Genomic DNA, 26126 nt, shown 5'->3' on the forward strand with positions numbered 1-26126 from the left:
CAAAAGAAAAGGGCCTCTTGCCGAAAGACAGGAGGCCCCATGAAAAGAATATCTTGGCGCGATGAAAGGCCGTGTCAGGCGGCCAGCTTCATCTCCATGCGTTCCCAGATCTCGACGAGGGCGCCGGTCAGTTCGCGCATCATTTCCTCGGTATGGGCCGGGCCGGGCGTGAAGCGCAGGCGCTCGGTGCCGCGCGGCACGGTCGGGAAATTGATCGGCTGCACGTAGGCGCCGTATTCGGCGAGCAGGATGTCGCTGATCGCCTTGGCCTTGACCGGATCGCCGACCATCAGCGGCACGATGTGCGTGGTCGAATTCATCACCGGGAGCCCCGCGTCGCGGAACATCTGCTTGAGCATGGCGGCCGAGCGCTGCTGGCCCTCACGCTCTTCGTTCGAGCTCTTGAGGTGCTTGACCGAGGCCAGCACGCCCGCGACCAGAACCGGCGAAAGCGAGGTGGTGAAGATGAAGCCCGGCGCATAGGAGCGGATGCAGTCGATCACCTTCTGGTCGGCCGCAATGTAGCCGCCCATGACGCCGAAGGCCTTGCCCAGCGTGCCCTCGATGATGTCGATGCGGTGCGCTGCCTCGTCACGGTCGGTAATGCCGCCGCCGCGCGGGCCGTACATGCCGACCGCATGGACTTCGTCGATGTAGGTGAGGGCGTTGTACTTGTCCGCCAGATCGCAGATCGCGTGGATCGGGGCGATGTCGCCATCCATCGAATAGACCGACTCGAAGGCGATCAGCTTGGGCGTTTCGGGATCGGTCGCGGCCAGCAGTTCCTCGAGGTGCTCGAGGTCGTTGTGGCGGAAGACCTTCTTCTCGCAGCCCGAATTGCGGATGCCGGCGATCATGCTGGCGTGGTTGAGTTCGTCCGAGAAGATCACGCAGCCCGGCAGCAGCTTGGCCAGCGTGGAGAGCGTGGCGTCGTTCGAGACATAGCCCGAGGTGAACAGCAGCGCGCCTTCCTTGCCAAGCAGGTCGGCCAGCTCGCTTTCCAGCTCGATGTGGTAGTGCGTGTTGCCGCCGATGTTGCGGGTGCCGCCCGAACCGGCGCCGACGTCGTGCAGCGCCTCTTCCATGGCCTCGATTACCTTGGGGTGCTGGCCCATGGCGAGGTAGTCGTTCGAGCACCACACGGTGATCGGCTTGGGGCCGTTGTGGCCGGCAAAGCAGCGGGCGTTCGGATAGGCACCCTTGTTGCGCAGGATGTCGATGAAGACGCGATAGCGGCCTTCGGAATGGAGGCGTTCGATCGCCTGGTCGAAGATATGTTCGTAGTTCACGAAGCGTCTATCCTGCGTTGTCCTGGCCGGCCGCGCTGTGCGGGCTAGCGATACACAATATATAATTTCGTCCGGCCATTACATGATGGAATCGTTCATGACCAGCCGCTAGTCCCGCGCGCGGGACACGAAAAACCACTTTTCCGTATGACTTGCCGGTGCCGGGTCGCCTCCGGTGACGACGGTCATATGGGGCGCGTCCTGGCGCAGGGCATTGATCGTCATCAACCACTCTTTCGATTCGGTGCGGTAGTCGGGCACGTCCGCGCGTGCGGCCAGCTTGGCGGGCGGGCGCAGGCTGCGCAGGCTTTCGTCGACGAGTGCCGCCGGTCCCGCGAAGAGGAATTCGCGGCCGTTGCCCAGCCGGACATAGACCATCTTCGCGTCCGGACCGAGGCCGTCGGCGGGAATGACCACGACGCCCGGGGCCAGCGCATGCGGCGCGCTGGCCGTTGGTTGCTGCGACCTGTCGGCGCCGTCCTGCCCCTCCACCCGGCCACCGTTGCGCAGCGGACCATCCTGCAGGATCACCACATGCCCGGCGTCGGCCAGCGCCCTGTTCACACGCTTCTGCGCGGAACTGCTGAAATTCTCGACGTCCAGGTCCCGGGCGACTTCAGGACTTGTTCCGGCGTCGATCACGATCGGTTTTTCGCCGGGGACGATCAACTGGTAGCTGTGGATCGCGTAAGGCGTCGGGCGCAGGCCCCAGCCGGCGACGAGCCTGTCGCGCATGACCGAGCGGTACCCGATCAGTTCCACGCGCACCTTGGTCGGCAAGGGCCCCTCGATGGAACCGGCCAGTTCACGCAACTGCGCCATGGTAACGGGCTTGGCCTGCGTCTGGCCGTGCCCCGGATCGATCAGGTACCAGTAGAAGGGAACGCCGACGACGACGAGCAGGGCCAGCAGCCAGTAGTTCAGCCGACGCGTCAAAACCTTTCGACCCTCTGCAGTCCGTAGCGCTCCAGCATTGCTCCGTGCGCTTCCGGTACATCTTCCGATCCCGTGAATAGCGCGCGGTCCGGCACTTTGCGAGCCCATTCCTGTCCCGATGTGAGGCGGGCGATCTGCCGGGCGATGCCCTGCGCGCCGTGCACGAAGCGCACATCGGGGCCGAAGGCATGCGACAGTTCCGCCTCCAGCAGCGGAAAGTGCGTGCATGCCAGCACGACCGTGTCGATCCGTTCGCCGCCGGGCATGGCGCGCAGAGCCCGGGCTGCGCCTTCGATGGCGGCGGGGTCGACAGGCTCGCCGCGCATCTTGGCTTCAGCGGCCTCGACCAGGCCGGGGGCGGCGTGGCGCAGCAACACCTTGCCCGAGGCGAATTCCTCCTCGAGCCGGTCGACATAGGCCTGGCGGATCGTCGCTTCGGTGCCGAGCAGGCCGATCACGCCGCTCTTCGTCATGGCCGCGGCGGGCTTGATCGCGGGCACGGTGCCGACGATCGGCACTTCGAGCACGTCGCGTACCATGCCCAGCGCGATCGTCGAGGCCGTGTTGCAGGCGATGCACACCAGGCGCGGATGGAAGCGTTCGGTCATGCGGCCGAGCAGGCCGGCAACGCGCGCGGCGATCTGCGCCTCGCTCTTGGAACCGTAGGGCAGGCCGGCGGTATCGGCGGCGTAGATCACCGGCGCATCGGGAAGCAGCTTGCGCACTTCCTCCAGCACGGTCAGCCCGCCCACGCCGGAGTCGAACAGCAGGATCGGCGCGGCAGGATCAGCCTGGGTGCCGACCTGGGCCGCCGGTGCCGATTGCGGCGCGCTGAGCGTTTCGGATGTCATTCTAGGCTTAATTTCCCTGAACCTTGCGTCCTGTTAACCGCCGCGACCTGCAAAGAGCAACGTACAATCCTGCAAGGTGCCTTCTGCTCACGGCAACAAGCGGCTAAGGCAGCGGCCATGGATTGGATTCTTGCCTTGGTGCTGGGCTACGCGCTCGGATCGGTGCCTTTCGGGCTTCTCATCACCCGTCTCGCCGGAGCGGGAGACCTGCGCAGCATCGGTTCGGGCAACATCGGCGCGACCAACGTGCTGCGCACCGGCCGCAAGGGCCTTGCCGCCGCGACGCTGTTGCTGGACCTGCTCAAGGGGCTCGTCGCGGTGCTTGTCGTCGCGCACTTCTGGCCGCAATGGACGGGCCTTGCCGCGCTGGCGGTTTTCGTCGGGCACTGCTTTCCGGTCTGGCTTTCGTTCAGGGGCGGCAAGGGCGTGGCGACCACCGCTGGCGTGGCGTTCGGCCTCGCCTGGCCGGTGGGGCTGGCCTATGCCGTGACATGGCTCGGCCTGCTGGCGACGGTGCGGATTTCCTCCGTGGCGGGAATGAGCGCCGCCGTGGTCGCGCCGATCGCCGCGCTGGCGCTGGGGCACCGGGACGCGGCGCTGGTGCTGGCGGTGATTGCCGCCATCGTGCTGTTCCAGCACCGCGAGAACATCGCCCGTCTTCGCGCGGGCACCGAACCCAGGGTCGGGAGCGGCAAGAAGGCATGAGCGCGGGGGTGGCGTTGTCGCAGGACGAAGCCTTCGCCCGTATCCGCCTGCTGCGTTCGCCCAACGTCGGCCCGGTAACCTACGCACAGCTGCTGACCCGTTTCGGGAATGCGCGCGCCGCGATCGAGGCCTTGCCCGGCATCGCCGGACGCACGGGAAGGGCGTACGCGGCTGCCTCCGAACAGCGTATCCACGACGAGGTCGCGGCGGTGCGCAACGCCGCCGCGCGTTATCTGTTTCACGATTCGCCCGATTATCCGCCGCTGCTGGCCGGGATCGAAGGCGCGCCGCCGATCCTGACGGTGCGCGGCGATCCCGGCCGGGCGATGCGGCCCTGCGTGGCCGTGGTGGGCGCGCGCAATGCTTCCGCCGGGGCGGTGAAGATGGCGCGCGATTTCGCGCACGGGCTTGCCGAGGCCGGCTTCACCATCGTTTCGGGGCTGGCGCGGGGGATCGACGGCGCGGCGCACGAAGGTGCGCTGGCGGGGGCGGACGGCGCGACGATCGGCGTGATCGCCAGCGGCATCGACGTGACCTATCCGCCCGAACATGCCGCCTTGCAGGAGCGCATCGCCGAAGAGGGCCTGCTGGTGGCGGAGCAGCCGCCCGGCACCGAACCGCTGGCCCGGCATTTCCCCGTGCGCAACCGCATCATCGCGGGGCTCGCGGCGGGAACGCTGGTGGTCGAGGCGGCGCCCAGATCGGGCTCGCTGATCACCGCGCGGCTGGCGGGCGAGACAGGGCGCGAGGTCATGGCTATTCCCGGCTCCCCGCTCGATGCCCGCTCGCATGGTTGCAACCAGCTGATCCGGGATGGCGCGGTGCTGGTGCAGACGCCGCAGGACGTGATCGAGCTGCTCTCCGGCTTCGACGGCATGCCCCGCTCCATCTTTCGCGATGCGCCGCCGGATTGGGCGGGCGAGGCGGAGCAGGAGGCGCCCGCCGGGATCGTCGATCTGCTCACGACCGCGCCGGTTGCCGTCGATGAACTGATCCGCCAGTCCGGGGCAAGCGCCGCCGGTGTGCAGCTTGCCCTGCTGGAACTGGAAATCGCCGGGCGCCTGCTGCGCCACGCCGGAGGAAGAGTAAGCCTGACGTGACCGATCCTGTCGAAACCGGGACCGCGCCGGCCGATGGCGCGGTGCAATCACCGCTGCGCGCCGTCCTTCGCCTCGAGGGTGCCGCGATCCTGATGCTCTCGCTGCTGCTCTACCATCAGGCCGGGGCTGGCTGGCTGATGTTCATGGCGCTGTTCCTTGTCCCCGATCTTTCGTTCCTGGGTTATCTCGCCGGTCCCCGCATCGGCGCGGTGGCCTACAACGGCGCGCACAGCCTGACCGGGCCGCTGGTTCTGGCCGCGCTGGCCCGGACGACGGGCCATGCCGAGGCCGTGCCCTACGCCGTGATCTGGGCAGCGCACGTCGGGTTCGACCGGATGCTGGGCTACGGGCTCAAGTATGGGCGGGGATTTGGCTACACCCACCTTGGCAGGATCGGCCGTGCCGCCAAGATGTGAAATCGCAGGGCCGTAGTCATGGCGACGTCAAATTGGAGTGCTTGACGAACCGCCCATTCGCTTCCCACCCTATGCGTACACACATACGCGTACGCGCACACGTAAGGGCGCCGCGTAGGGGATATAACGAAAGTCTGAAATGCAGCTCGTCATCGTCGAATCTCCGGCCAAGGCCAAAACCATCGAGAAATACCTGGGCAAGGACTACAAGGTCCTCGCCAGCTACGGCCACGTCCGCGACCTGCCGCCCAAGGACGGCTCGGTCCGGCCGGACGAAGACTTCGAGATGGACTGGCAGCTCTATGGCGACAAGCAGAAGCAGGTCCGCGCGATCACCGATGCCGCCAAGGCTTCCGACCGCCTGATTCTCGCGACTGACCCTGATCGCGAGGGCGAGGCGATTTCGTGGCACGTGCTCGAACTGCTCAAGAAGCGCCGTGCGGTTCCCAAGGACGTGCAGCGGGTCACCTTCAACGCCATCACCAAGGACACCGTCACCAAGGCGATGACGCAGCCGCGCGAGCTCGATCAGGACCTGATCGACGCTTACCTTGCCCGCCGCGCGCTCGATTACCTGTTCGGCTTCACGCTCTCGCCGGTGCTCTGGCGCAAGCTGCCGGGCGCGAAGTCCGCTGGCCGCGTGCAGTCGGTGGCGCTGCGTCTGATCGTCGACCGCGAACGTGAGATCGAGGCGTTCAAGCCGCAGGAATACTGGTCCGTCGCCGCGCTCATGGCGCACGACGGCACCGATTTCACTGCCAAGCTGGTCACGTTCGAGGGTGAGAAGCTCGACCGTCTGAGCCTGGGCGACGAAGGCATAGCCATGCGCGCCAAGGCGGCGGTCGAATCCGGCGCCTTCAAGGTCGAGAATGTCGAGACCAAGCCGCACCGCCGCAATCCGCAGCCGCCGTTCACCACCTCGACGCTGCAGCAGGAGGCCGCGCGCAAGCTCGGTTTCTCGGCCAGCCAGACCATGCGCGTGGCGCAGACGCTCTACGAGGCGGGCGCGATCACCTACATGCGTACCGACGGCGTGCAGATGGACCCCAGCGCCATTTCCGCTTGCCGCAAGGCGATCGCGGACCGCTATGACGGCCACTACCTGCCCGACCAGCCGCGCCAGTATTCGACCAAGGCGAAGAATGCGCAGGAAGCGCACGAGGCGATCCGGCCTACCGACTTTTCCAGGGACCGCTACGGTTCGGGCGACGAGGCGCGCCTCTACGACCTGATCTTCAAGCGCGCGATGGCGAGCCAGATGGCCTCGGCCTCGCTCGAACGCACCACCGTGACCTTGCGCGACGGCACCGGCCGCAACGAGCTGCGCGCCACCGGCCAGGTCGTGAAGTTCCCCGGCTTCCTCGCCGTCTACGAGGAAGGGCAGGACAACAAGTCCGACGATGACGACAGCGGCCTGCTGCCCTTCATGAAGTCGGGCGACATGCCGGCCAAGAAGGACGTGACGGCAGAGCAGCACTTCACCCAGCCGCCGCCGCGCTATTCCGAGGCAAGCCTCGTCAAGCGGCTGGAGGAACTGGGCATCGGCCGGCCTTCCACGTACGCCGCGACGATCCAGGTCCTGAAGGACCGCAGCTATGTGCGGACCGAAAAGAACCGGTTCTTCGCCGAGGAATCGGGCCGTCTTCTCACCGCGTTTCTGGAACGCTTCTTCGAACGCTACGTCGCCTACGACTTCACCGCCGGGATGGAGGAGGAACTCGACGACGTTTCGGGCGGCCGCCACGAATGGAAGGCGCTGCTCGAGGAGTTCTGGCGCGACTTCAAGCCCAAGTCCGACGAGGTCATGGAGAAGAAGCCCTCGGAAGTGACCGAGGTGCTCGACGAGTTCCTGTCCGACTATCTCTTCCCGCCCAAGGAGGACGGTTCTGATCCGCGCGTGTGTCCCAAGTGCGGGCAGGGTCGCCTGAGCCTGCGCGGCGGTCGTTATGGCGCCTTCGTCGCCTGCTCGAACTATCCCGAGTGCAAGTTCACCCGCAAGTTCGCGCAGCCCGGCGGCAATGGCGAGCAGGCCGACGATCAGGAACTGGGTAAGGACCCCGAGACCGGGCAGGAAATCACCCGGCGCGTCGGTCGTTTCGGTCCCTACATCCAGCTCGGCGAGGGCAAGGAGGCCAAGCGCGCCTCGATTCCCAAGGACATCGACGAGCTGACGCTGGACTGGGCGCTCAAGCTGCTCAGCCTCCCGCGCGAGGTCGGCAAGCACCCCGAGACGGGCAAGGAAATCGTAGCGAACATAGGGCGTTACGGGCCGTACCTGCTGCATGACGGCAAGTATGCCAAGCTGCGTTCGACCACCGATGTCTTCGAGACCGGCATGAACGCCGCCGTCTCGCTACTGGCGGAGGCAGCGCAGAATGGCGGTCGCGGCGCGCGGACCAAGGCCGAGCCGATCAAGGTTCTGGGCAAGCATCCGACCAGCGAAGGCGAGATGAAGGTCATGGCCGGCCGCTATGGCCCCTACGTCACCGACGGCAGCACCAACGCCACCCTCCCGCGCGACCAGAAGCCCGAGGACCTCACCGAGGAACAGGCGATCGCCCTGATCGACGCCAAGGCCGCCAAGGGCCCGGCCAAGGGCAAGAAGAAGGCCGCGCCCAAGAAGAAGGCTCCGGCGAAGAAAGCTGCGACGAAGAAGACCACGGCAAAGAAGGCACCTGCGAAGCAGAAGGCCGAGGCATCACCCGATCAGGGTGACGATGTGCCTTGGTAGGGGCAGGCCTGATCGCCCTCGCTGCCGCAGTGGCCTTCGGCGGCGTGAATCCGCCGGAAATGAACGCGCGTGCGCTGGGTCAGGTGGTTTCCGCGAACAGTGGTGTCCTTGGCACCGACGTGTCCATTCAGGTCGAAGTTCTGGTTACGCCTGATGGCAAGCCGGTTTCCTGCAGGGTGGTTCACGGCGATGCGTCCGACAAGGTCAAGAGGGCCGGCTGCGAGGCTTTCCTCATGGCTGTGCCGATGAAGCCCGCGAAGCTCGATGACACGCCTACGTACGGCGTGATGTCCTCGGGCATTTCCCTGGCGAGCTCGAGCGCTTTCAGGAAAAAGATGAAGTCGGACTTCTGGTACAACGTGGAACTGGAGGTTGCGGGGCTACCGAAAGACCTTGCGAAAGATCCGACCGTCAGCATCCGGACGGCCATTGGCGCGGACGGGGCGCTGCTGCGCTGTGTCGGGGAACCCGAGCGCGCGGCGCTGGTCGGGGCGGCCTGCGCCGAGCTTGGCCGGAATGCGCCGCTTCCCGTGATAACGGATGCCTCGGGTGAACCTGTCCCCTATGTCCGCAGCTACAATGTCCGGTTCAATGTCAGGAATGAGGCGAGCAAGTGAGCAACAAGATCGCCAAGCACAAGCAACCCTGGAAGCCCGAGGAACTGCAGAAGCTCCAGATGCTTTCGGGCAAGGGCAAGGGGCTGAAGGAAATCGCCAAGGCCCTCAATCGCACCGAGGAATCGACCAAGGACGCCGCGCGGCAGCACGGCTTCTCGATTGCCAAGGCGCGCTGAGGGTCAGTCTTTCAGGCGGTAGAGCCCGAACTTGCGGGTGCCGAGCGTGACGCCGGCATAGCGCTCGTATCCGCGCGTCAGCGCCTGGTGCATCAGCGCTCTGGTCGCGAGGTTGGGCAGGTTCGGTCTTCCGCTCTCCGCCATCACCACGACACCGGGGTGCGAGGCCATGATGCGGCGCACTTCGGCGACCGGATCGGTGCCAAGCGCGCCGGCCTCGTTCATCGCGTCGAGATGGCTGGGGAAGGCGAAACGGGTGGGGATGCAGGCCTCGCTGGTGCGGTAGAGCGCGGTGTCGCCTTCGTAGATGTAGAGACAGCGGCCATGCAGTTCGGCCCGGACGAGCGCCGTGGCATCGGCGAATTCGGCGGCAGTGCCGCGCTCGCGAACCTGAAAGGCCGGGGCGAGTGCAGCGCCGATCGCGCCGAGGCCGAGCAGCAGCCGGCCGTACCACCGTCCGCCGGGGCGCGCGTGACCGAGCGCGGGCGCGGCCAGGACCGAGAGCGGGACGAGCAACGGCCCCAGATAGTGATCGTACCATGGCGGCACCATCAGGAAGCCGCCCAGCGAGAACAGCGCCCAGACGCGCAAGGGGCGCAGGGCCAGCGGCGCGTTTCCTCCGCTCAGCCCGATCCGGCGCGGGGCGAGCAGGATCGCCAGGGCAAAGGGCATCATCGCCAGCGTTTCCTTGGAGATCTGGGCCCCGGCGTCCGCCCAGTCGTTGCGGCGTCCGAAGATCGAGAGGAAGTTGGCCTGCACGAAGGCTTCGGCATGGCCTGCCAGTGCGTATCCGGCCAGTACCGCGAAGGTGGGCGCGAGCGCCATGCCGATCCAGAGCAGCGAGGTCCCGACGAGGCGTTCCGGCCTCCACCCGTCCGCGAGCGCGCGGGCGAGCAGCAGCAGGCCCAGTCCGATCCCTTCGAACATGGCGGTGTACTTGATCTGCATCGCCAGTCCAAGCAGCAGCATCGCGCCGCAGCCGTTCGCCGTCAGCCGCTCGTCGCCTGCGCGCAGGCTGGCGTGCACGACGGCAAGCGCGGCGAGCGCGACGGGCAGGTTGTAGAACACCGGAGACTGGCCGAGCGCGACGTTGAAGGTCGGCTGGTAGAGCAGGTAGGCCAGCCCGGCGAGCATGGCCCCGCGTTCCGGCGCGATCATCCGGGCCATGCGCGCGATCACCATCGCGGTCGCCACCGAACAGACGATCCCCGCCGTCTGGTAGGCGAGCACCGGATCGAAGGGCAACGCGAACATGCCGCGATAGATCAGGAACAGGCCATAGGGCTTGCGGTCCCACAGATCGACATAGGGCAGGGCGCCTTCGGCCATGCGCTGGCCCACCAGCAGGTAGAACTGCTCGTCGACCTGGACCGCCGGCTTGCCGATCATGATCAGCCGGACCAGCAGGGCTATGGCGAGGTAGGCGGCGGGCAGGGCGATCGCCGAGGTCAGGGCCCGCTGGCCCTGCCGGCGCGGTATGCGGGCGACGAGGCGCCCGGCTGCAGCTATCATCTATTCACTTCCCGGTTTGCCCGAGGCGGGGTGCCCGGGAGGTGTTGCGACCCGCCGGTGCGCAATGTGGCGCCGGTGTTACGAAGGGATGACGCCGGCGTGCCTCGCTTTCCGCAGTGACGTGTCATTCGACAGCCGCGCGCGCCCGCTTCCGCAGGCGCTTGCGCAGGCGCGCCGCGATGCTTATCTGGGCGACATGGCTATCCGCGAAATCCTTGAAGTACCCGATCCGCGCCTCAAGCAGGTCTCCACGCCCGTCGAGAAGTTCGACGACGAACTGAAGACCCTCGTCGAGGACATGTTCGAGACGATGTACGAAGCTCCGGGCATCGGCCTTGCCGCCATCCAGGTGGGCGTGCCGCTGCGCGTGCTGGTGATCGACCTCCAGCCCGAGGACCCGGATGCCGAACCCGAAGTCTGCACCGCGCACGGCGGGCACGAGCACACGCACCAGCCGCTCAAGAAGGAACCGCGGATCTTCATCAATCCCGAGATCCTCGATCCTTCCGAAGAGCACACGGTCTATCAGGAAGGCTGCCTCTCGGTCCCCGAGATCTACGCCGACGTCGAACGCCCCTCGCGCATCCGCGCGCGCTGGCACGATCTCGACGGCAATGTCCACGAAGAGGACATGGATGGGTTGATGGCCACGTGCCTGCAGCACGAGATGGACCACCTCGAAGGCATCCTCTTCATCGACCACCTCTCGCGCCTCAAGCGCCAGATGGCGCTCAAGAAGCTGGACAAGCTGCGCAAGGCGGCGTGAGCCGGGGATAAATCCCGCACAGGACTGGCGTTCCCTAAACGTTCCGGTTAAGTTGCCGGGATGGAAATCGCTGTCGCTGCCATAATCGCACTTGTCATCGGTCTCGGTCTGGGCTGGTTTTTCGGCTCGCGCCCGGCTGCCCAATGGCGCCAACAGGCCGAAACCCGCGAGCGTGAGGCGCGCGAGCAGGCTGCCAGGCACGATGGCGAACTGCGCGAACTCGATGCGAAGTACTTGCGCACGTTCGCCGATCTGGAGGCCGCGCGCGAACGCGCCAGCCGCGCCGATGCGCTGGCCGAGGCGCTCGATCAGGCGCGGCGCGAGCATGCCGGCGAACTGGACCGGCTCCGCGCGGCATCGACGCAGGCGATGGAAACCCTGCGGTCAGAACATGGCACGACGCTCGACCGCACGCGGGGCGAACTGACGCAGGTGTTGGAACGCACGCGCGCCGAGCATGCCCAGCTTGTCGATACGCTGCGGCGCGAGCAGCGTGAACTGGCCTCCGAACTGGCGACCCTGCGCGAGAAATCGGCGAATTTCGACGAGCAGAAGCGCCTGCTTCTCGAGGCGCAGGAGGCGCTGCGCAAGGAATTCGAGAATGCCGGGGCCAAAGTGCTTGAAGGCGCGCAGGAGGCCTTCCTGCGCCGCGCCGGCGCGCGCTTCGAGGAGAGCGAGAAGGCCAATGCCGAACGCATCCGCCTGCTGCTCAACCCGGTGGGCGAACGGCTGAAAAGCTACGAGGAGCAGGTGGCCGCGCTGGAGGCCAAGCGCGTCGATTCTTTCGGGCAGCTCACCGGCCTGATCCAGTCGATGCGCGAGGGGCAGGAGAAAGTGCGCGAGGAAGCGCAGCGGCTCGGCAATTCGCTGCGCAATGCCCCCAAGGCGCGCGGGCGCTGGGGCGAGCAGCAGCTCAAGAACCTGCTGGAACAGTGCGGCTTGTCCGAACATACCGATTTCGTCACCGAACATTCGATCGAGACCGAGGACGGGCGCCTGCGCCCCGACGCCATCGTCAACATCCCCGGCCAGAAGAAGCTGGTGATCGACGCCAAGGTCTCGCTCAATGCCTATCAGGAAGCCTTCGAGGCGCAGGACGACGCCTCTCGCGAGGCGGCGCTGCGTCAGCACGTCGCCTCGATGCGCAATCACGTCCAGACGCTGGGGGCCAAGAGCTACCAGAGCCAGTTCGAGGATGCGCCGGACTATGTCGTGATGTTCGTGCCGGGCGAACACTTCGTTGCCGCCGCGCTCGAACAGGACCCGGAGCTGTGGGACTTCGCCTTCCGCAACCGCGTGCTGCTGGCGACGCCCACCAACCTCGTCGCCATTGCCCGCACCGTGGCGCAAGTCTGGCGTCAGGACGGCCTTGCCCGCGAGGCGCGCGAGATCGGCCGCATGGGTGGTGAACTCTACGACCGCCTTGCCGTCGCCGCCGAGCATATGAAGCGCGTGGGCGCGGGGCTGGAGACGGCGGTCAACAACTACAACAAGTTCGTCGGCAGCTTCGAGCGCAACGTGCTCAGTTCCGGCCGTCGCCTGAAGGACAAGCACATCGAGATCGGCAAGCGCGAGATCGAGGACGTGCCGCGCATCGAATCCGCGCCGCGCTATGGCGCCGATGCGTTAGCCGAGAGCGATGACAGTGCGGCGTCCGGGGCCAAATCGCTGCCCGAAGCTGCGGAATAGCGGTTCTAGCCGCCCTTGCGGCTGTTCCTGCGGTTTTCGATGCGCACGAGTTCGGCGGTATGACCGCTCGACTGCAGGGTCATGCGATCGCCATCGACGCTGAGGCGCGGGGTGGCGACGAGCAGGGCGCCGACGGCGCGTTCCTCGTTCCAGTCGGGCATGGCACAGGCCGTTTCGGTCTGGGCGAAGGGACCGGCGACAAGCCGCTTTTCATTGATGCGCCAGGGACCGCCGAGGCGGTTGCAGCCGACCAGCACGCCGATCTTGCCATCGTCGAATGTCAGTTCGGCGTCCGCGGACTTCGGCTGCTGCCCGTCGATCCGTTCGAAACGCCAGCTGGTCTGGGCAAGGTGCGAACGATCGCCACGTTCCGAGCAGCCCGCGACCAGTGCGGGGACCGAAAGGAGGAGGAGGGCGAGTCGTCGCATAACCTCCTTATGTTGCCATGCAACATATTAGAGTCTGATGAATGAAACGGTCAGGGGCGGTGAAGGTGCGCCAGTGCCTCGTAGGCCAGCACCGCGCCGGCCACGGCGGCATTGAGGCTGTCCGCCCGGCCGAGCATCGGGATCGTCACGCGCAGGTCGCAGGCGTCCTCGTAAGCGGCCGGGAGGCCCTGCGATTCGTTGCCCACCATCAGGAAGCAGGGCGCTGCATAGGGCGCCTTGCGGTAGTCGGTGGGATCGCGCAGCGAGGCAGCGACGAGCTGGCCTTCGCCTTCCCGCAGCCAGGGCAGGAATTCCTCCCAGCGCGCGGTGGCCAGCTTCTGCGTGAAGATCGCGCCCATGCTCGCCCGCACGGCCTCGACCGAGAAGGGATCGGCGCAATCGTCGAGCAGGATAAGCCCGCCCGCGCCCACGGCATCGCCGGTGCGCAGCATGGTGCCCAGATTGCCGGGATCGCGCAGCGCCTGCGCCACCAGCCAGATCGGCGCGGCGGCGCGGTCTATGGTGGAAAGCCGCGTGTCGAACTCGGCGAAGACGCCGGCGACGGCCTGCGGATTGTCCTTTCCGGTAACCTTGGCGAGGATGTCCACATCCATCTCGACGATCTCGCCGCCCGCCTTGTCCACCGCCTGTTCGAGCGCGTCGAGCAGCGGATGCGGCTCGCGCCCGGTGGCCATGACCAGGATTTCGGGCACCTTGCCGCACTCGCGAGCATCGGTCAGCAGCCGCAGCCCCTCGGCAAGGAAGCGCTTCTCCCGCTTGCGGTGCTTCTTCTCCCGCAGCGAGCGCAGGAACTTGACCAGCGGGTTGGAGAAGCCGGTAATGGTTCGGCGGGGCGTCACGCTCTTCAGCCTCGCGTCTTCATTCTTCCCCGAAGCCGTCGCGTACCAGTGTCGATAGCGCGGCCAGCGCGTTTTCCGCGCCGTTGCCGGAGCAACCGATTTCGATGGTATCGCCCTTGGCGGCCCCCAGCATCATCAGCCCGAGGATGGAGTTGCCCGAAGCCGAGGCCCCGTCCTTGGAGACGATGACCGTAACGCCCGGCGGCAGTTCGGCGACATTGTTGACGAATTTGGCGCTGGCCCGCGCGTGAAGCCCGCGCTTGTTGACGATCAGCACCGCTTCACGGCATTCGATCATGCATCCTGTCCCAGGTATTCACTTGCTATCGTTATGTAATTGCGTCCTGCATCGCGGGCGGCCGCGGCCGCATCGCGCACCGACATGCACTCGCGCGCCTTGGCGAGGCGAATCAGCATCGGCAGGTTGATGCCGGCGATCACTTCAACCTTGCCCGCCTGCATCAGCGAGATCGCGAGGTTGGACGGGGTGCCGCCGAACAGGTCGGTGAGGATGATGACGCCCGCGCCGCTATCCACCCGGGTAATGGCTTCCGCGATTTCGCTGCGGCGGCGTTCCATATCGTCGTTGGGGCCGATGCACACGGTTTCCACGTCTGGCTGATCGCCGACGACGTGCTCCATCGCGTGTACAAATTCCTCGGCAAGATTGCCGTGAGTGACCAGGATCATACCGATCATGTTGGGAGTGCGCTCCGAAATTCCTGCGATTGCACCCGGAGTTTGATTTCATCTTTCACGCCGCAGACCCCCTTCCAGAAGATCGGCTGCTCGCGAGCCCAGGTTGCGGTGCAGCAATGTGGGCGAAAAACCGGCCTCGCGCAAGGCCGCTGCGATCTGTTCGGCGGTGAATACCGAACGGTGTCTTCCTCCGGTACAACCGAAGGCGATGTGCACATAGGCCTTGCCCTGCGCCCGATAGCGCGGAAGCAGCAGCAGGATCAGGTCGCGAATCCGCGAAAACGCCTCTTCGAAGGCCGGGTCCTTGCGGATGTATTCGCCGACCGCGGGGTCCTGCCCGGTCTGCGGGCGCAAGTCGGTGTCCCAGTGCGGATTGTCGAGGAAGCGCATGTCGAAGACCAGGTCGGCGAGCGGCGGCATCCCGCGCGAGAAGCCGAAGCTGGAGACGGTAACCGTCATTTCCTCGCTGGCCGTGGATGCGAAGCGTTCGCGAATCACGCGCTGCAGGTCGTTGGAGGTGAACTCGCTCGTGTCGATCAGCATGTCCGCCCAGCGCCGGAGAGGGGCGAGCAATTCCCGCTCGGCACGGATTCCGGTGGAAACCGGCGCGTCTGCGGCGAGCGCGTGGCGACGGCGGGTCTCGTTGTAGCGGCGTTCGAGTTCCTTGCTCGCGCAGTCGAGGAACAGTGTGTTGAGCAGGATGTCGCCGCGCCCTTCCAGTGCCTTGACCTGGGCGATGATGCGGGCGGGATCGAAGCCGCGCGTACGCGAGTCGAAACCGATCGCCAGCGGTGTGCGGCTGCCCGAGCCGGCCGCCGGCGCGGATTCGATGAGGCCGTCGAGCAGGCGGATCGGGAAGTTGTCGACGATCTCCCAGCCGAGATCTTCCAGCACGCGCAGGGCGGTCGTCTTCCCGGCTCCCAGCATCCCGGTCACCAGGAGAACGCGCTGCTTTTCCGCTTCCCCGTCCGTGCTTTCTGAATCGTCCTGCATCGCTGCCTGTTTGCTCTTGCCGGCTGCGAAAGGAAAGGGGCGTATTTCAGAACTGTAAGCCGTAGTGCCGCAAGGCCAATTCCGCCTTGATCGCGGGAGGATCGGCTTGCGGCCAGATCCGCACCAGCGGCAGGGCTATCCCTTCGATCTCGATGATCCGGGCTTCCTCGATGTAGCGCGGGGCTTCCGGATCGAGGGCTATGGCCAGCGCGACCGGCACTGCCTCGCGGCAGGGGAAGGGCAACAGGCCGAGGTTGCGGACTTCGAGCAGGCCGCGCGTGCGGGGGTGCGGGCGGGCGATCAGGCGGCCGCCCTCGGCCGAGACCTGCAGGCTGTCGTCGCCGACCAGTTCGCCGCCGCGGTCGATCAGTGCGAGCGCCAGGCTGGACTTGCCCGAGCCCGATGGCCCCTCGATCAGGATGCCCCGGCCGCCGATGGCGATGCAGCCTGCCTGCCGCGCGACGGGTGCGTTCGCCGCCATCATTCGTCGTCCCACGTCGGCAACGAGATGACGAGGCGGGCGCCCGGCGCGCCATCGGTCCGGTCGGTCGCCACCAGCTTGCCGAAGTGCGCCTCGATGATGGTGCGGGCGATCGCCAGGCCCAGTCCGGAATGCTTGCCGAACTCCTCGCGAGAGGGGCGCAGCGAGTGGAACCGCTCGAAGATGCGTTCGCGCGCGGAGGCGGGGATGCCGGGGCCGCGGTCGGACACGGCGATCTTCACCCGGCCCTCGACGCTGGAGAGCGTGATTTCGATCGGGCTTCCCACGGGCGAGAAGGACACGGCATTGTCGAGCAGGTTCTGCAGCACGCGTTCGAGCCGCGCCGGATCGCCGGGCACGACCAGCGGGTCGGAGCCCTCGCGCACGATGGCGACGGGACTGCTGCCGTTGACGCCGCGCTGGTCCCGCTCCGCGACGAGGGCCTGCACCAGCCTCAGCATGTCGACCGGCTCGAACGTCGTGCGGCTGAGCTGGGCGTCGATCCTGCTGGCGTCGGCGATCTCGGTGACGAGAAAGTCGATGCGGCGCACGTCGTCCTGCGCGACGCCGATGAGCTGGCGGCGAAGGTCCGGTTCCTTCACGCGATCGAGGCTTTCGAGCGCGCTGCGCAGCGAGGTTAGCGGGTTCTTCAATTCGTGCGCGACATCGGCGGCAAAGCTTTCGACCGCGTCGATGCGCTGGCGCAGCGCGCCGCTCATGTCCGATATGGCGCGGGCGAGCAGGCCGATCTCGTCGCGCCGGTCGGGCAGGCGCGGGACGACGACGCTGCGGTCACGCCCGAGGCGCACGCGCACCGCCGCCCGCACCAGCTTGCGCAACGGCTCGACGATCGTGCGTGCGAGGAACAGCGACAGCAGGATCGAGACGCCCAGCGCGCCGCCGACGATGAAGGCGAGCGTCTGGCGCGCCATGCGCACGTTTTCCGTGATGTCGCGGGCATTGCGGGTGACGAGCAGGGCGGAACCGTCGGTGCCCACCGGGGTGGCGGCGATGATGACCGGGGTCTGGTCGGGCGCGGTCTTGTGGCTGACGAGCGTCTTGCCCTGCCTGAGCGCCGAGGCCAGTTCCGGCCATGCCGAGGCCTGGCGGTCGGCCGGATCGTGGTAGGCGGGGATCGCCGGCGCGCCGAGCAGGAAGTCCATGCCCCGGTCGAGCATGCGGGCGGCGTCCTGATACCAGGGTTCGGTGGCCGGATCGATGAGGCTGTAGGAGGGTGGGCCCAGTTCGAAGCTGTCGGCGACGAGCCTGCCGTCTCCCGCGAACAGGCGCAGCCGCAGGTCCTGCTCCGCGCTGATCCGCGACATCAGCTTCAGGCGGTGCGCGCCGCTTTCGTCGGCGAGCGCGGCGGCGGTTATGTCGGCTTCGGAGCGGGCGAGGCGGTAGCGCTCGGCGAGCAGTTCGCGCCGGTAGCTGTCGATGTAGAACAGGCTGCCGGCCAGCAGGGCGAGGGCGATGATGTTGACGGCGAGGATGCGCGCGGTCAGCGAGATGCGCCAGGGCAGGCCCAGCCTGCTTGCCAGCGCACTGCGATGTCCGCGCGGCGCGGCAGGCTGGATCTTGTCAGCCATCGGCGAAGGAATAGCCGGCGCCGTAGAGCGTGTCGATCGCGCCGAATTCGGGATCGACCGCGCGGAACTTGCGGCGCAGGCGCTTGATGTGGCTGTCGATCGTACGATCGTCGACGTAGACGTCCTCGCTGTAGGCGGCATCCATGAGCTGGTTGCGGCTCTTCACCACGCCCGGGCGCAGCGCCATGGCTTCCAGGATCAGGAACTCGGTGACGGTCAGCGAAACCGGCTTGCCGTCCCAGGTCACCTGATGGCGGGCGGGATCGAGGTGCAGGCGGCCGCGCACGACGGGATCGGGCAGGTCCTGCGGGCCGGTATCCTCGGGCGCGGCGCGGGCCAGTTCGCTGCGGCGCAGGATTGCGCGGATGCGCGCGACGAGCAGTCTCTGACTGAACGGCTTGGTGATGTAGTCGTCCGCACCCATGGCCAGGCCCAGCGCTTCGTCGGGCTCCTCGTCCCTGGACGTCAGGAAGATCACCGGCAGGCTCGACTTCTCGCGCAGCGCCTTGAGCAGGTGCAGCCCGTCCATGCGCGGCATCTTGATGTCGAAGATGGCAAGGTCGGGCGGGTTCTCGAGCAGCGCGCGCAGCGCCGTTTCGCCATCGGCGTAGAGGCGCGTGGCGAAGCCTTCGGCCTGTAGTCCGATCGACAGTGTGGTCAGGATATTGCGGTCATCGTCGACCAGGGCGATCGTCTGCTGGCGCGGCGTGACGGCGTCGCTGGCCTCGGGCATCGAGGCTGGAGGCGTCGGGGTATCGGCCATAAACGATCCGCCATTTCCTTTGCGGTTGGAAACGTGTGGTGCCTAGCGGTTGGCGTTGCGGCTGACAATCAGTCCCAAATCGGGATCAAATGTTTTCTGTTTGCGTGCGCGGCGGTTCCATTTGTTGTCGATTTGACGGAAAAGGGCGCGTCGATTATGCGCGACCCGATTCTTGCATGAGAATTGTTGATGCGTGCCTGGGGCGGCGATCCCGGCGTGCAGTCCTTTGGAGGAGAAAACATTGACCGCTTCCCTTAGCTATCCGCTCGAGAGCCAGGGCATAAATACGTCGGCACAGATCTATGCCAACCTCGGTACCGCGCCGCTGGTCGAGCAGGCTGTCAGTAACGGGGAGGGGATGCTTTCGGCCGATGGTCCTTTCGTCGTGGCCACCGGCAAGCACACCGGGCGTTCGGCTAAGGACAAGTTTATCGTCAAGGACGCCGAGACCGAAGATTCGGTGTGGTGGGGCAAGACCAACGTCCCGATGACGCCGGAGCACTTCGCCGCGCTCAAGGAAGATTTCCTTGCCGCAGTCGCCGCGAAGGACAAGCTCTACGTCGCGGACCTGTTCGGCGGTTCGCAGCCCGAGCACCGCGTCAATGTTCGCGTGATCAACGAACTCGCCTGGCACAACCTGTTCATCCGCACCCTGCTGGTGCGTCCCGATGAAGAGGAACTGGCCGGTTTCGAGCCCGAATACACGATCATCGACCTGCCCAGCTTCCGCGCCGATCCGCTGCGCCACGGCTGCCGCAGCGAAACGATCATCGCGGTCAACTATTCCGAGAAGCTCGTCCTGATCGGCGGCACCGCCTATGCCGGCGAGATGAAGAAGTCGGTCTTCGGCATTCTCAACTACCTGCTGCCGCCCAAGGGCGTGATGCCGATGCACTGCTCGGCCAACATCGGCTCGGATGGCGACACCGCCGTGTTCTTCGGCCTGTCGGGTACCGGCAAGACCACGCTTTCGGCCGATGCCAGCCGCACCCTCATCGGTGACGATGAGCATGGCTGGTCGGACACCGCCGTGTTCAACTTCGAAGGCGGCTGCTACGCCAAGGTGATCCGCCTGTCGGAAGAGGCAGAGCCGGAAATCTACGCCACCACCCGCCGTTTCGGCACGGTGCTGGAAAACGTCGTCATCGATCCGGAAACCCGCCAGATCGACCTCGACGACAATACGCTGGCCGAGAACAGCCGCGGTTCCTACCCGATCGACTTCATCCCGAACTCGTCGAAGCACAACCTCGGTCCGGTTCCGCATAACATCATCTTCCTGACGGCCGACGCTTACGGCGTGCTGCCTCCGATTGCCCGCCTGACGCCGGAACAGGCGATGTATCACTTCCTCTCGGGCTACACCGCGCGCGTCGCGGGCACCGAGATCGGCGTGACCGAGCCGGAAGCCACCTTCTCGACCTGCTTCGGTGCGCCGTTCATGCCGCGTAACCCGACCGTCTACGGCAACCTGCTCAAGGAGCGGATCGCCAAGGGCGGCGTGAAGTGCTGGCTGGTCAACACCGGCTGGTCGGGCGGCAAGGCCACCATGGAAGGCATCAAGCGCATGCCGATCAAGGCCACCCGCGCGCTGCTCAACGCCGCGCTCGATGGCAGCCTCAACGAAGCCGAGTTCAAGGAAGATCCGAACTTCGGCTTCGAGGTTCCGGTGGCCGTGGAAGGCGTCGACACCAAGCTGCTCGACCCGCGCGGCGCCTGGGCCGATCCGGTCGAGTACGACAAGACCGCGCAGACGCTGGTCAAGGCCTTCATCGAGAACTTCGAGCAGTTCGAGGCTCACGTTGACGAGGCCGTGCGCAAGGCGGCGCCCGTCGCCGCCTGACGGTCTGCCAATCACATCATGCAGGGGCTCCGGGACTTCGGTTCCGGGGCCCTTGTTTTGTCATGAAATGGGTGCATTGATGGCGGTCCCCCAAATAGGAGAACCGCACATGGGACTTTTCGACGGCATCCTCAGCCAGGTCAGCGAACACGCGGACGTCGGCAATCTGGCGAGCCAGCTTGGTATCGATCCGGCCATGGCGGAAAAGGCGATTGCCGCACTTGGCGTGGCGCATCAGGCGCCGGGCGACACGGCCCAGCTCGCCGCCGGGAAGACCGGGCTTGATCTTGGCATGATCCAGCAGATCATCGCGGCCATCGGCGGCGAGGGATCGCTGTCCGAGTTCGCCGGCGCGATTGCTTCCGATCCTTCGAAGATCACCGCCCTGCTGGACAGGGACGGCGATGGCAGCGCCATCGACGACCTGACCGACATGGCCAAGGGCTTCTTCGGGAAGAGCTAGGACCCCGCCATGCCCGCCGCCCCTGAAGGAAGGGGCGGCGAGGTGACGGGGCTCAGGCCCTGGCGCCCTTGATGTAGGCGGAGATATTGTCCGCCAGCACGTCGAGCGGAACATTGCCGCCGTCCACTACGGCCTGGTCGAAGTCGCGCAGGTCGTAGGCAGCGCCCAGTTCCGCGATCGCGCGTTCGCGCTGGCGGTTGATCTGGTTGTGGCCCATCTTGTAGCCACAGGCCTGTCCTGCCCACGAGCAGTAGCGGTCGACTTCGTTGACCACTTCCTCGCGCTTGTTGCCGTTCTTCTCCATGAAGAAGCGAACGCCTTCCTCGCGGCTCCAGCCGCGCGCGTGAAGGCCGGTGTCGACGACCATGCGGCAGGCCCTGAAGGCGATCGACTGCAGGTAGCCGAGGCGGCCGACAGGATCGTCGTCGTAGGCGCCCAGTTCGTCGCCGAGCTGCTCGCCATAGAGCGCCCAGCCTTCCGAATAGGCATTGAATGCCAGGATCGAACGGATCAGCGGCAGGCGATTGGCATATTCGCCCTGCCAGACGTGGCCGGGGATCGCTTCGTGATGGACTAGCGTGGGCAGGTCGTACTTGCGGTGCAGGTCGGTCGTGCGCAGGTTGATCCACATCTTGCCGGGGATCGTCCCGTCCTTCGAGCCCGCGCCGCCATACGCGGTGGGCGCGCCCGGTTCTTCGGCTAGCGGCAGGCGGCGTACCTCGACATTGCCCGGAACCAGCGTGCGGAAGGCGCGCGGCATCTGCGCGCGGATCCAGTCGATGCGTTTCTGGATGAAGGCGAGGATTTCCTTGCGGCCGGGATCGCCCTCGGGGAACATGAAGCGCTTGTCCGTGCCCAGCGCCGTCATGCGCGCGCCGACGCTGCCCTGCGTATAACCCAGGCTCTTCAGGATCGGGTCCATGCGCCCGTGCAGTTCGGCAAGCTGTTCGAGCCCGAGCTGGTGAATTTCATCGGCGGGCATCGGCGTGGTCGTACTGGCACGCAGGGCCCAGGCGTAGAATTCGCTGCCGTGCGGGCGCTCGCGCATGCCCGGATCGCCCGTCGCAAGGCCGCGCTGGCGCTGGAGTTCTGCAAGCTGGCGTTCGAGGGCGGGCACGATTTCCCCGGAAACGACCTGCCTGGCCTCTTTCGCCCAGTCGCCGGGAATATCCGCGGTGCGGCTGACCAGCGCACCGACCATGCCGCCGCCCTCGTTGCGGGCATCGGCGATAGTGCTGGTCATCTGGGCGATGGCCCGGTCGAGCAGGAAGTCGGGCGGGATCAGGCCCATTGCGGCGGCACTGCGCATCCGTTCCAGCTCGCCGTCGAGCTGGTCGTCCATCTGGCCCAGGCGCGCGATATAGGCATCCGCGTCCCCGGCGTCGTGGACCGGGTGGTCGGCGGCGAGGAAGCGCGGCGTATCGATGTAGGCGCCGACGTTCTGGATGACGACATAAGGCGTGTTGCGCCAGCCGCCCACGGCGACGTCGCCATAGGGCTGCGCAAAGCCGTCGAGCGCGGTCGCGTAGGCGCTCTTCACGACGGCGTAGCTGGTGCGGGTGGCGTGATCGAAGTCTGACGTGTCGATCGTTTCGATTCGGGCGAGGTCCTGCCGCAGCACCGAGGCGAGGGCATCACGGCCGGTCTGCGAGCGGTCTTCCATGCGGAAACGCAGCGCGGCGTGGGCGCTGGTGTCGACGCCCAGACCGGTCGCGCCTTCGGGCGAGTGATCGAGCAGGTGCCAGGCGATCTCGTCCAGCAAGGCTGCGCCGGCGGGTGCGGTCGCTGGGGTCGATACCGCGCCGGCAGGCGCCGTCAGCGGACGGACCAGGCCGCCCAGGGCGGCTGTGGCGGTGCCTGCGGCGAGGAGGTGGATGACATTGCGCCGGGAGAGGGGGCGGCGCGGATCGATGGTTTGCGTGTGGGGGGTGTCTTGCATGGCGTGGGACGATGGCGGGACGGATCGGCCAAGTCAAACCGGCTCGCACGCTTCGCCGGACTGCGCTAGGAGCGATGCATGGATATTGCGCTTTCGCTGCTGGAGCTGACCACCGTCGCCCTCGTTCTGGGCGCCATTTTCCTTTTGCGGCGTGGCGGTTACCGCAAGCAGGCAGTGCTTATGCTGGTGCTCGCGCTGGTCATGGTGATCAACATTCTGATCTGGACCCTGCCGACGCCCGAAGGCAGGTCGCTGTCAAGCGAAGCGCAAAAGGCACAGGCGCAATAGCGGCGGTCGCAAGGGAGCGGCGCACCCGGAACCGGCCCGGTTCAGCGCGGCTGAACCGGGCGGCAAGGCATCACTTGATCGGGCAATCCGGCGCGAGGCGCATGTCGAGGTAGTTGTCGACCGAGCGCATCAGGTCTTCGGTTTCGTGCTCGAAGAAGTGGTTGGCGCGCGGGATCTCGTCGTGGTGGATGGTGATGTGCTTTTGCGTGCGCAGCTTGTCGACCAGCTTCTGCACCGCGCTCGGCGTCACCACCGTGTCCGCCGTGCCCTGGACGATGATGCCCGAGGCGGGGCAGGGGGCCAGGAAGCTGAAGTCGTACATGTTCGCCGGCGGCGCGACCGAGATGAAGCCGCGGATTTCCGGACGGCGCATGAGCAGCTGCATGCCGATCAGCGCACCGAACGAATAGCCTGCGATCCACGTGGTCTGCGCCTCGGGGTGGATCGACTGCACCCAGTCGAGCGCGGCTGCGGCATCGGAAAGCTCGCCTATGCCGTTGTCGAAGCTGCCCTGGCTGCGGCCGACGCCGCGGAAATTGAAGCGCAGGACGGCAAAACCCCGGTTCACGAAGGTCTTGTACATGTGTTGCGTGATACGGTCGTTCATCGTGCCGCCCGCCTGCGGGTGCGGGTGGAGGATCATGGCCACGGGCGCACGCGGGCGCGGAGCGGGCTGGAACCGGCCTTCGAGGCGACCTTCGGGACCGGGAAAAATCACTGCTGGCATTGTCTGTTTCTGGCCTGACCTGTTGAAACTCCCGCTCGTTGGCGACGAAATGTCTCGTCAGCCATCTGCGGGAGTGGAAAAAGGGAGGTTCGCTATATAGAAATCTTTGCCCCGAAAACAACTTTGCTAGCGATGTTCCAGAAATCGAACCCTGTGCCGATCTATCTCGATTATGCCGCGACTACGCCGTTGCTGCCTCAAGCGCGCGATGCCTGGCTGCACGGCGCGGCGATCTGGGCGAACCCGTCCAGTCCGCACGCACCCGGCAGGGCTGCCCGCGCGGCATTGGAAGAGGCCCGCGCGCGGGTGAAGTCCGCGCTGGGCTGGGAGGGGGAAGTCGTTTTCACCTCGGGTGCGAGCGAGGCGCTGGCGTTGGCGATAGGACGGAGCAAGGCGCCGCTGGAGGCGGTGTCGGCCGTCGAGCATGACGCCGTGCTGCGTCTGGCCGGAGACGCGCCCCGTCTGGCGGTGGACGCCTGCGGCAGAGTGAACCCGGACAGTGCGGCGCTGGCGGGGCTTGTCGTCGTGCAGCAGGTCAACAGCGAAACCGGCGTGTTGCAGGATCTGGCTGCCATTGCCGAAGCCGTGCGCGGCGCGGGCGGCGTGCTCCTGGCCGATTGCGCGCAAGGGGCGGGTAAGCGCGCCTTGCCCGATGCCGACCTGATCGCGCTGTCGGCGCACAAGTTCGGCGGTCCCATCGGGGTCGGCGCCTTGCTGGTGCGCGACTGGAACCTGCTTCACCCCACCGGAGGACAGGAACGCGGCTACCGCGCGGGAACCGAGAACCTGCCGGGCGTGCTGGCCATGGCGGCCGCGCTCGAAGCCGGTTCGGAATGGACGAGTGAGGCAAAGCGGCTTCGAGAGATACTGGAATCCGCTATCACGCAAGCGGGGGGCGAAGTCGTGGCGGTGGAGGCGGCGCGGTCCGAGACGGTCGGCAGCTACCGGATGCAGGGCAAGTCGGCCAATGCCCAGTTGATCCGTTTCGATGCCATGGGCATTGCGGTTTCGGCCGGAAGCGCTTGTTCCTCCGGCTCGCTCAAGACCAGCCATGTGCTCAAGGCCATGGACTATCCGCACCCGTCCGAAGTGATCCGGGTCTCGATGGGCAGGGAGACAACCGAGGCGGAAATCGACCGATTCATTGCGGCCTGGAAGACCATCGCAGGGGTTGGGGTGAAGGCATGATCTATCTCGATTATCAGGCGACCACGCCGCTCGCCCCCGAAGCGCGCGATGCCATGCTGCCCTGGTTGGGCGGGGCTGACACGCAGGGCTTTGCCAATCCGCATAGCCCGCACCGTCCGGGGCGGGCGGCCGCCGCTGCGGTGGAAGTGGCGCGCGAACAGGTTGCGTCGCTGCTGCCGCCGGGGGGCAAGGTGATTTTCACTTCGGGCGCGACAGAGGCGATCAATCTGGCGATGGCCGGCAGCGGTGCACGCCGCTTTGCCGTCTCTGCGATCGAGCATGCCGCAGTGCTGGACACGGCGCGCGCGCTCGATCCCTTGGCCCATGTCATTCCGGTCGACAGCGAGGGGCTGGTCGATCCGCTGGTCTCCATTCCCGGGGAAACCGGCCTTGTCGCCGTCATGCAGGTGAACAACGAGATCGGGACGATCCAGCCGGTCGAGGAACTGGCCGAGCGCGCCCATGCCGCGGGCGCGCTGTTCCTGTGCGATGCGGTCCAGGGCGCAGGCAAACTTGCCCCGCCGGGCAATGCAGACATGATCGCGGTCTCGGCGCACAAGATGTACGGCCCCAAGGGTATCGGTGCGCTGTGGCTGCGTGACGGGCTCGACCTCAAGCCGCTGATCCATGGTGGCGGGCAGGAGCAGGGGCTGCGCTCGGGCACGCTGAGCCCCGCGCTCTGCGCAGGATTCGGCGCGGCGGCGCAGTTGGCGAAAGCGCGCATGGATGCCGATGCCGCGCTGGTCGAGGACTTGTGGCGGCGCGCGCGGGCCGTCCTGTCGCGCTGGACGCTCAACGGATCGGCGACGCGGCGCTGGCACGGCAACCTCAATGTCCGCCTTGTGGGGCTCGACGTGGCCCGGCTCATGTCGGACTTGCGTGACATCGCCTTTTCGGCAGGATCGGCCTGCGCCAGCGGATCGGGAAGGCCCAGCCACGTGCTGCGGGCGCTGGGTCTTTCGGACAAGGAGGCCAAAACCTCTATCCGTCTGGGATTCGGGCGATATAGTGATGCCGGGGAATTGGAGGATGCCTGCGCTAGAATAGATGCCGCGGCGGCGGCGCAGGGAGTCTGAA

At 66.5% G+C, this 26126-nt stretch carries 27 protein-coding genes; 13 read left to right on the forward strand and 14 right to left on the reverse strand.

Annotated elements, in window-relative coordinates; genetic code table 11:
- Nucleotides 1–74: 74 nt before the first annotated feature.
- From hemA to murI, 3 genes are all read right to left on the reverse strand, one after another.
- Nucleotides 75–1289 carry a 5-aminolevulinate synthase gene (hemA, locus tag NZK81_RS07405; protein ID WP_260045445.1) on the reverse strand — a complete coding sequence of 405 codons (1215 nt, stop codon included), beginning with the start codon at nt 1287–1289 and terminating at the stop codon, nt 75–77.
- A 108-nt stretch (nt 1290–1397) separates the two neighbouring features.
- The gene (locus tag NZK81_RS07410) at nt 1398–2225 is read right to left on the reverse strand and encodes a hypothetical protein (RefSeq protein WP_260045447.1); all 828 of its coding nucleotides are present in this window, start codon (nt 2223–2225) and stop codon (nt 1398–1400) included.
- On the reverse strand, nt 2222–3076 hold the full coding sequence (gene murI, locus NZK81_RS07415; protein ID WP_260045449.1) for a glutamate racemase: 855 nt from the start codon (nt 3074–3076) through the stop codon (nt 2222–2224). The genes NZK81_RS07410 and murI overlap by 4 nt, the downstream gene beginning before the upstream one ends.
- Before the next feature lie 117 nt (nt 3077–3193).
- On the opposite strand from murI, the gene plsY reads away from it, so the two are divergent.
- From plsY to NZK81_RS07445, 6 genes are all read left to right on the forward strand, one after another.
- On the forward strand, nt 3194–3781 hold the full coding sequence (gene plsY / locus NZK81_RS07420; protein WP_260045452.1) for a glycerol-3-phosphate 1-O-acyltransferase PlsY: 588 nt from the start codon (nt 3194–3196) through the stop codon (nt 3779–3781).
- Nucleotides 3778–4881, forward strand: a complete 1104-nt coding sequence (dprA, locus tag NZK81_RS07425) for a DNA-processing protein DprA (protein WP_260045454.1) — start codon at nt 3778–3780, stop codon at nt 4879–4881. The genes plsY and dprA overlap by 4 nt, the downstream gene beginning before the upstream one ends.
- On the forward strand, nt 4878–5297 hold the full coding sequence (locus NZK81_RS07430; protein ID WP_260045456.1) for a DUF4260 domain-containing protein: 420 nt from the start codon (nt 4878–4880) through the stop codon (nt 5295–5297). The genes dprA and NZK81_RS07430 overlap by 4 nt, the downstream gene beginning before the upstream one ends.
- Nucleotides 5298–5436: 139 nt before the next feature.
- Nucleotides 5437–8028 (forward strand): type I DNA topoisomerase, encoded by a 2592-nt coding sequence (gene topA / locus NZK81_RS07435; RefSeq protein WP_260045458.1) that lies wholly within the window; start codon nt 5437–5439, stop codon nt 8026–8028.
- Nucleotides 8029–8057: 29 nt separating this feature from the next.
- Nucleotides 8058–8645, forward strand: coding sequence for a hypothetical protein (locus tag NZK81_RS07440; protein WP_260045460.1), 588 nt, complete (start codon nt 8058–8060; stop codon nt 8643–8645).
- Nucleotides 8642–8821, forward strand: coding sequence for a hypothetical protein (locus NZK81_RS07445; protein ID WP_260045462.1), 180 nt, complete (start codon nt 8642–8644; stop codon nt 8819–8821). The genes NZK81_RS07440 and NZK81_RS07445 overlap by 4 nt, the downstream gene beginning before the upstream one ends.
- Nucleotides 8822–8824: 3 nt before the next feature.
- On the opposite strand, the gene NZK81_RS07450 is transcribed toward NZK81_RS07445, so the two are convergent.
- A complete protein-coding gene (locus tag NZK81_RS07450) occupies nt 8825–10333 on the reverse strand; it encodes a glycosyltransferase family 39 protein (RefSeq protein WP_260045464.1) in 1509 nt (502 codons plus the stop codon).
- Between the two features lie 196 nt (nt 10334–10529).
- Between NZK81_RS07450 and def the strand changes: the two genes are divergently transcribed.
- Together def and NZK81_RS07460 are read left to right on the forward strand one after the other, a co-directional pair.
- Nucleotides 10530–11099 carry a peptide deformylase gene (def, locus tag NZK81_RS07455; RefSeq protein ID WP_260045709.1) on the forward strand — a complete coding sequence of 190 codons (570 nt, stop codon included), beginning with the start codon at nt 10530–10532 and terminating at the stop codon, nt 11097–11099.
- 60 nt (nt 11100–11159) lie between these two features.
- Nucleotides 11160–12788, forward strand: a complete 1629-nt coding sequence (locus NZK81_RS07460; protein WP_260045466.1) for a DNA recombination protein RmuC — start codon at nt 11160–11162, stop codon at nt 12786–12788.
- A 5-nt stretch (nt 12789–12793) separates the two neighbouring features.
- Here the strand turns inward: NZK81_RS07460 and NZK81_RS07465 are convergent, their stop codons facing one another.
- From NZK81_RS07465 to NZK81_RS07500, 8 genes are read right to left on the reverse strand one after another with little or no spacing between them, the layout of a single operon-like run.
- Complete coding sequence (locus tag NZK81_RS07465; protein WP_260045468.1) at nt 12794–13216, reverse strand: META domain-containing protein; 423 nt, start codon at nt 13214–13216, stop codon at nt 12794–12796.
- Between the two features lie 50 nt (nt 13217–13266).
- Complete coding sequence (locus NZK81_RS07470) at nt 13267–14076, reverse strand: TrmH family RNA methyltransferase (RefSeq protein WP_260045470.1); 810 nt, start codon at nt 14074–14076, stop codon at nt 13267–13269.
- 19 nt (nt 14077–14095) lie between these two features.
- Nucleotides 14096–14374, reverse strand: coding sequence for an HPr family phosphocarrier protein (locus tag NZK81_RS07475; protein WP_260045473.1), 279 nt, complete (start codon nt 14372–14374; stop codon nt 14096–14098).
- Nucleotides 14371–14775 (reverse strand): PTS sugar transporter subunit IIA, encoded by a 405-nt coding sequence (locus NZK81_RS07480; protein WP_260045475.1) that lies wholly within the window; start codon nt 14773–14775, stop codon nt 14371–14373. The genes NZK81_RS07475 and NZK81_RS07480 overlap by 4 nt, the downstream gene beginning before the upstream one ends.
- 48 nt (nt 14776–14823) lie before the next feature.
- On the reverse strand, nt 14824–15768 hold the full coding sequence (gene rapZ, locus NZK81_RS07485) for an RNase adapter RapZ (protein WP_260045477.1): 945 nt from the start codon (nt 15766–15768) through the stop codon (nt 14824–14826).
- Nucleotides 15769–15814: 46 nt separating this feature from the next.
- The gene (locus NZK81_RS07490; RefSeq protein ID WP_260045478.1) at nt 15815–16249 is read right to left on the reverse strand and encodes an HPr kinase/phosphorylase; all 435 of its coding nucleotides are present in this window, start codon (nt 16247–16249) and stop codon (nt 15815–15817) included.
- A complete protein-coding gene (locus tag NZK81_RS07495; protein ID WP_260045480.1) occupies nt 16249–17838 on the reverse strand; it encodes a sensor histidine kinase in 1590 nt (529 codons plus the stop codon). Before NZK81_RS07495 ends, NZK81_RS07490 begins: the two co-directional genes overlap by 1 nt.
- On the reverse strand, nt 17831–18571 hold the full coding sequence (locus tag NZK81_RS07500; RefSeq protein ID WP_260045710.1) for a response regulator transcription factor: 741 nt from the start codon (nt 18569–18571) through the stop codon (nt 17831–17833). Before NZK81_RS07500 ends, NZK81_RS07495 begins: the two co-directional genes overlap by 8 nt.
- A 271-nt stretch (nt 18572–18842) precedes the next feature.
- On the opposite strand from NZK81_RS07500, the gene NZK81_RS07505 reads away from it, so the two are divergent.
- Both NZK81_RS07505 and NZK81_RS07510 read left to right on the forward strand, forming a co-directional pair.
- On the forward strand, nt 18843–20444 hold the full coding sequence (locus NZK81_RS07505) for a phosphoenolpyruvate carboxykinase (RefSeq protein WP_260045483.1): 1602 nt from the start codon (nt 18843–18845) through the stop codon (nt 20442–20444).
- Between the two features lie 109 nt (nt 20445–20553).
- On the forward strand, nt 20554–20907 hold the full coding sequence (locus NZK81_RS07510) for a hypothetical protein (RefSeq protein WP_260045485.1): 354 nt from the start codon (nt 20554–20556) through the stop codon (nt 20905–20907).
- Nucleotides 20908–20959: 52 nt separating this feature from the next.
- On the opposite strand, the gene NZK81_RS07515 is transcribed toward NZK81_RS07510, so the two are convergent.
- Nucleotides 20960–22846, reverse strand: a complete 1887-nt coding sequence (locus tag NZK81_RS07515) for a DUF885 domain-containing protein (protein WP_260045487.1) — start codon at nt 22844–22846, stop codon at nt 20960–20962.
- Between the two features lie 78 nt (nt 22847–22924).
- Between NZK81_RS07515 and NZK81_RS07520 the strand changes: the two genes are divergently transcribed.
- Complete coding sequence (locus NZK81_RS07520) at nt 22925–23134, forward strand: hypothetical protein (protein WP_260045489.1); 210 nt, start codon at nt 22925–22927, stop codon at nt 23132–23134.
- Between the two features lie 70 nt (nt 23135–23204).
- Here the strand turns inward: NZK81_RS07520 and NZK81_RS07525 are convergent, their stop codons facing one another.
- The gene (locus NZK81_RS07525; protein WP_260045491.1) at nt 23205–23861 is read right to left on the reverse strand and encodes an alpha/beta hydrolase; all 657 of its coding nucleotides are present in this window, start codon (nt 23859–23861) and stop codon (nt 23205–23207) included.
- Between the two features lie 132 nt (nt 23862–23993).
- On the opposite strand from NZK81_RS07525, the gene NZK81_RS07530 reads away from it, so the two are divergent.
- The gene (locus NZK81_RS07530; protein WP_260045493.1) at nt 23994–25049 is read left to right on the forward strand and encodes a cysteine desulfurase family protein; all 1056 of its coding nucleotides are present in this window, start codon (nt 23994–23996) and stop codon (nt 25047–25049) included.
- Complete coding sequence (locus NZK81_RS07535) at nt 25046–26125, forward strand: cysteine desulfurase family protein (protein WP_260045495.1); 1080 nt, start codon at nt 25046–25048, stop codon at nt 26123–26125. Before NZK81_RS07530 ends, NZK81_RS07535 begins: the two co-directional genes overlap by 4 nt.
- Nucleotide 26126: the final 1 nt, after the last annotated feature.

The sequence above is a fragment of the Novosphingobium mangrovisedimenti genome (genome assembly GCF_025153475.1).
Classification (GTDB): domain Bacteria; phylum Pseudomonadota; class Alphaproteobacteria; order Sphingomonadales; family Sphingomonadaceae; genus Novosphingobium; species Novosphingobium mangrovi_A.

Bases quoted from the DNA above. Each gene is read 5' to 3' on its own strand.
- NZK81_RS07460 (WP_260045466.1), top strand. From the start codon at position 11,160: ATGGAAATCGCTGTCGCTGCCATAATCGCACTTGTCATCGGTCTCGGT.
- def (WP_260045709.1), top strand. From the start codon at position 10,530: ATGGCTATCCGCGAAATCCTTGAAGTACCCGATCCGCGCCTCAAGCAG.
- NZK81_RS07525 (WP_260045491.1), bottom strand. From the start codon at position 23,861: ATGCCAGCAGTGATTTTTCCCGGTCCCGAAGGTCGCCTCGAAGGCCGG.
- NZK81_RS07500 (WP_260045710.1), bottom strand. From the start codon at position 18,571: ATGCCCGAGGCCAGCGACGCCGTCACGCCGCGCCAGCAGACGATCGCC.
- rapZ (WP_260045477.1), bottom strand. From the start codon at position 15,768: ATGCAGGACGATTCAGAAAGCACGGACGGGGAAGCGGAAAAGCAGCGC.
- NZK81_RS07530 (WP_260045493.1), top strand. From the start codon at position 23,994: ATGTTCCAGAAATCGAACCCTGTGCCGATCTATCTCGATTATGCCGCG.
- NZK81_RS07465 (WP_260045468.1), bottom strand. From the start codon at position 13,216: ATGCGACGACTCGCCCTCCTCCTCCTTTCGGTCCCCGCACTGGTCGCG.
- NZK81_RS07515 (WP_260045487.1), bottom strand. From the start codon at position 22,846: ATGCAAGACACCCCCCACACGCAAACCATCGATCCGCGCCGCCCCCTC.
- NZK81_RS07510 (WP_260045485.1), top strand. From the start codon at position 20,554: ATGGGACTTTTCGACGGCATCCTCAGCCAGGTCAGCGAACACGCGGAC.
- NZK81_RS07480 (WP_260045475.1), bottom strand. From the start codon at position 14,775: ATGATCGGTATGATCCTGGTCACTCACGGCAATCTTGCCGAGGAATTT.
- NZK81_RS07495 (WP_260045480.1), bottom strand. From the start codon at position 17,838: ATGGCTGACAAGATCCAGCCTGCCGCGCCGCGCGGACATCGCAGTGCG.
- NZK81_RS07450 (WP_260045464.1), bottom strand. From the start codon at position 10,333: ATGATAGCTGCAGCCGGGCGCCTCGTCGCCCGCATACCGCGCCGGCAG.
- NZK81_RS07520 (WP_260045489.1), top strand. From the start codon at position 22,925: ATGGATATTGCGCTTTCGCTGCTGGAGCTGACCACCGTCGCCCTCGTT.
- dprA (WP_260045454.1), top strand. From the start codon at position 3,778: ATGAGCGCGGGGGTGGCGTTGTCGCAGGACGAAGCCTTCGCCCGTATC.
- NZK81_RS07475 (WP_260045473.1), bottom strand. From the start codon at position 14,374: ATGATCGAATGCCGTGAAGCGGTGCTGATCGTCAACAAGCGCGGGCTT.
- topA (WP_260045458.1), top strand. From the start codon at position 5,437: ATGCAGCTCGTCATCGTCGAATCTCCGGCCAAGGCCAAAACCATCGAG.
- plsY (WP_260045452.1), top strand. From the start codon at position 3,194: ATGGATTGGATTCTTGCCTTGGTGCTGGGCTACGCGCTCGGATCGGTG.
- NZK81_RS07490 (WP_260045478.1), bottom strand. From the start codon at position 16,249: ATGGCGGCGAACGCACCCGTCGCGCGGCAGGCAGGCTGCATCGCCATC.
- murI (WP_260045449.1), bottom strand. From the start codon at position 3,076: ATGACATCCGAAACGCTCAGCGCGCCGCAATCGGCACCGGCGGCCCAG.
- NZK81_RS07535 (WP_260045495.1), top strand. From the start codon at position 25,046: ATGATCTATCTCGATTATCAGGCGACCACGCCGCTCGCCCCCGAAGCG.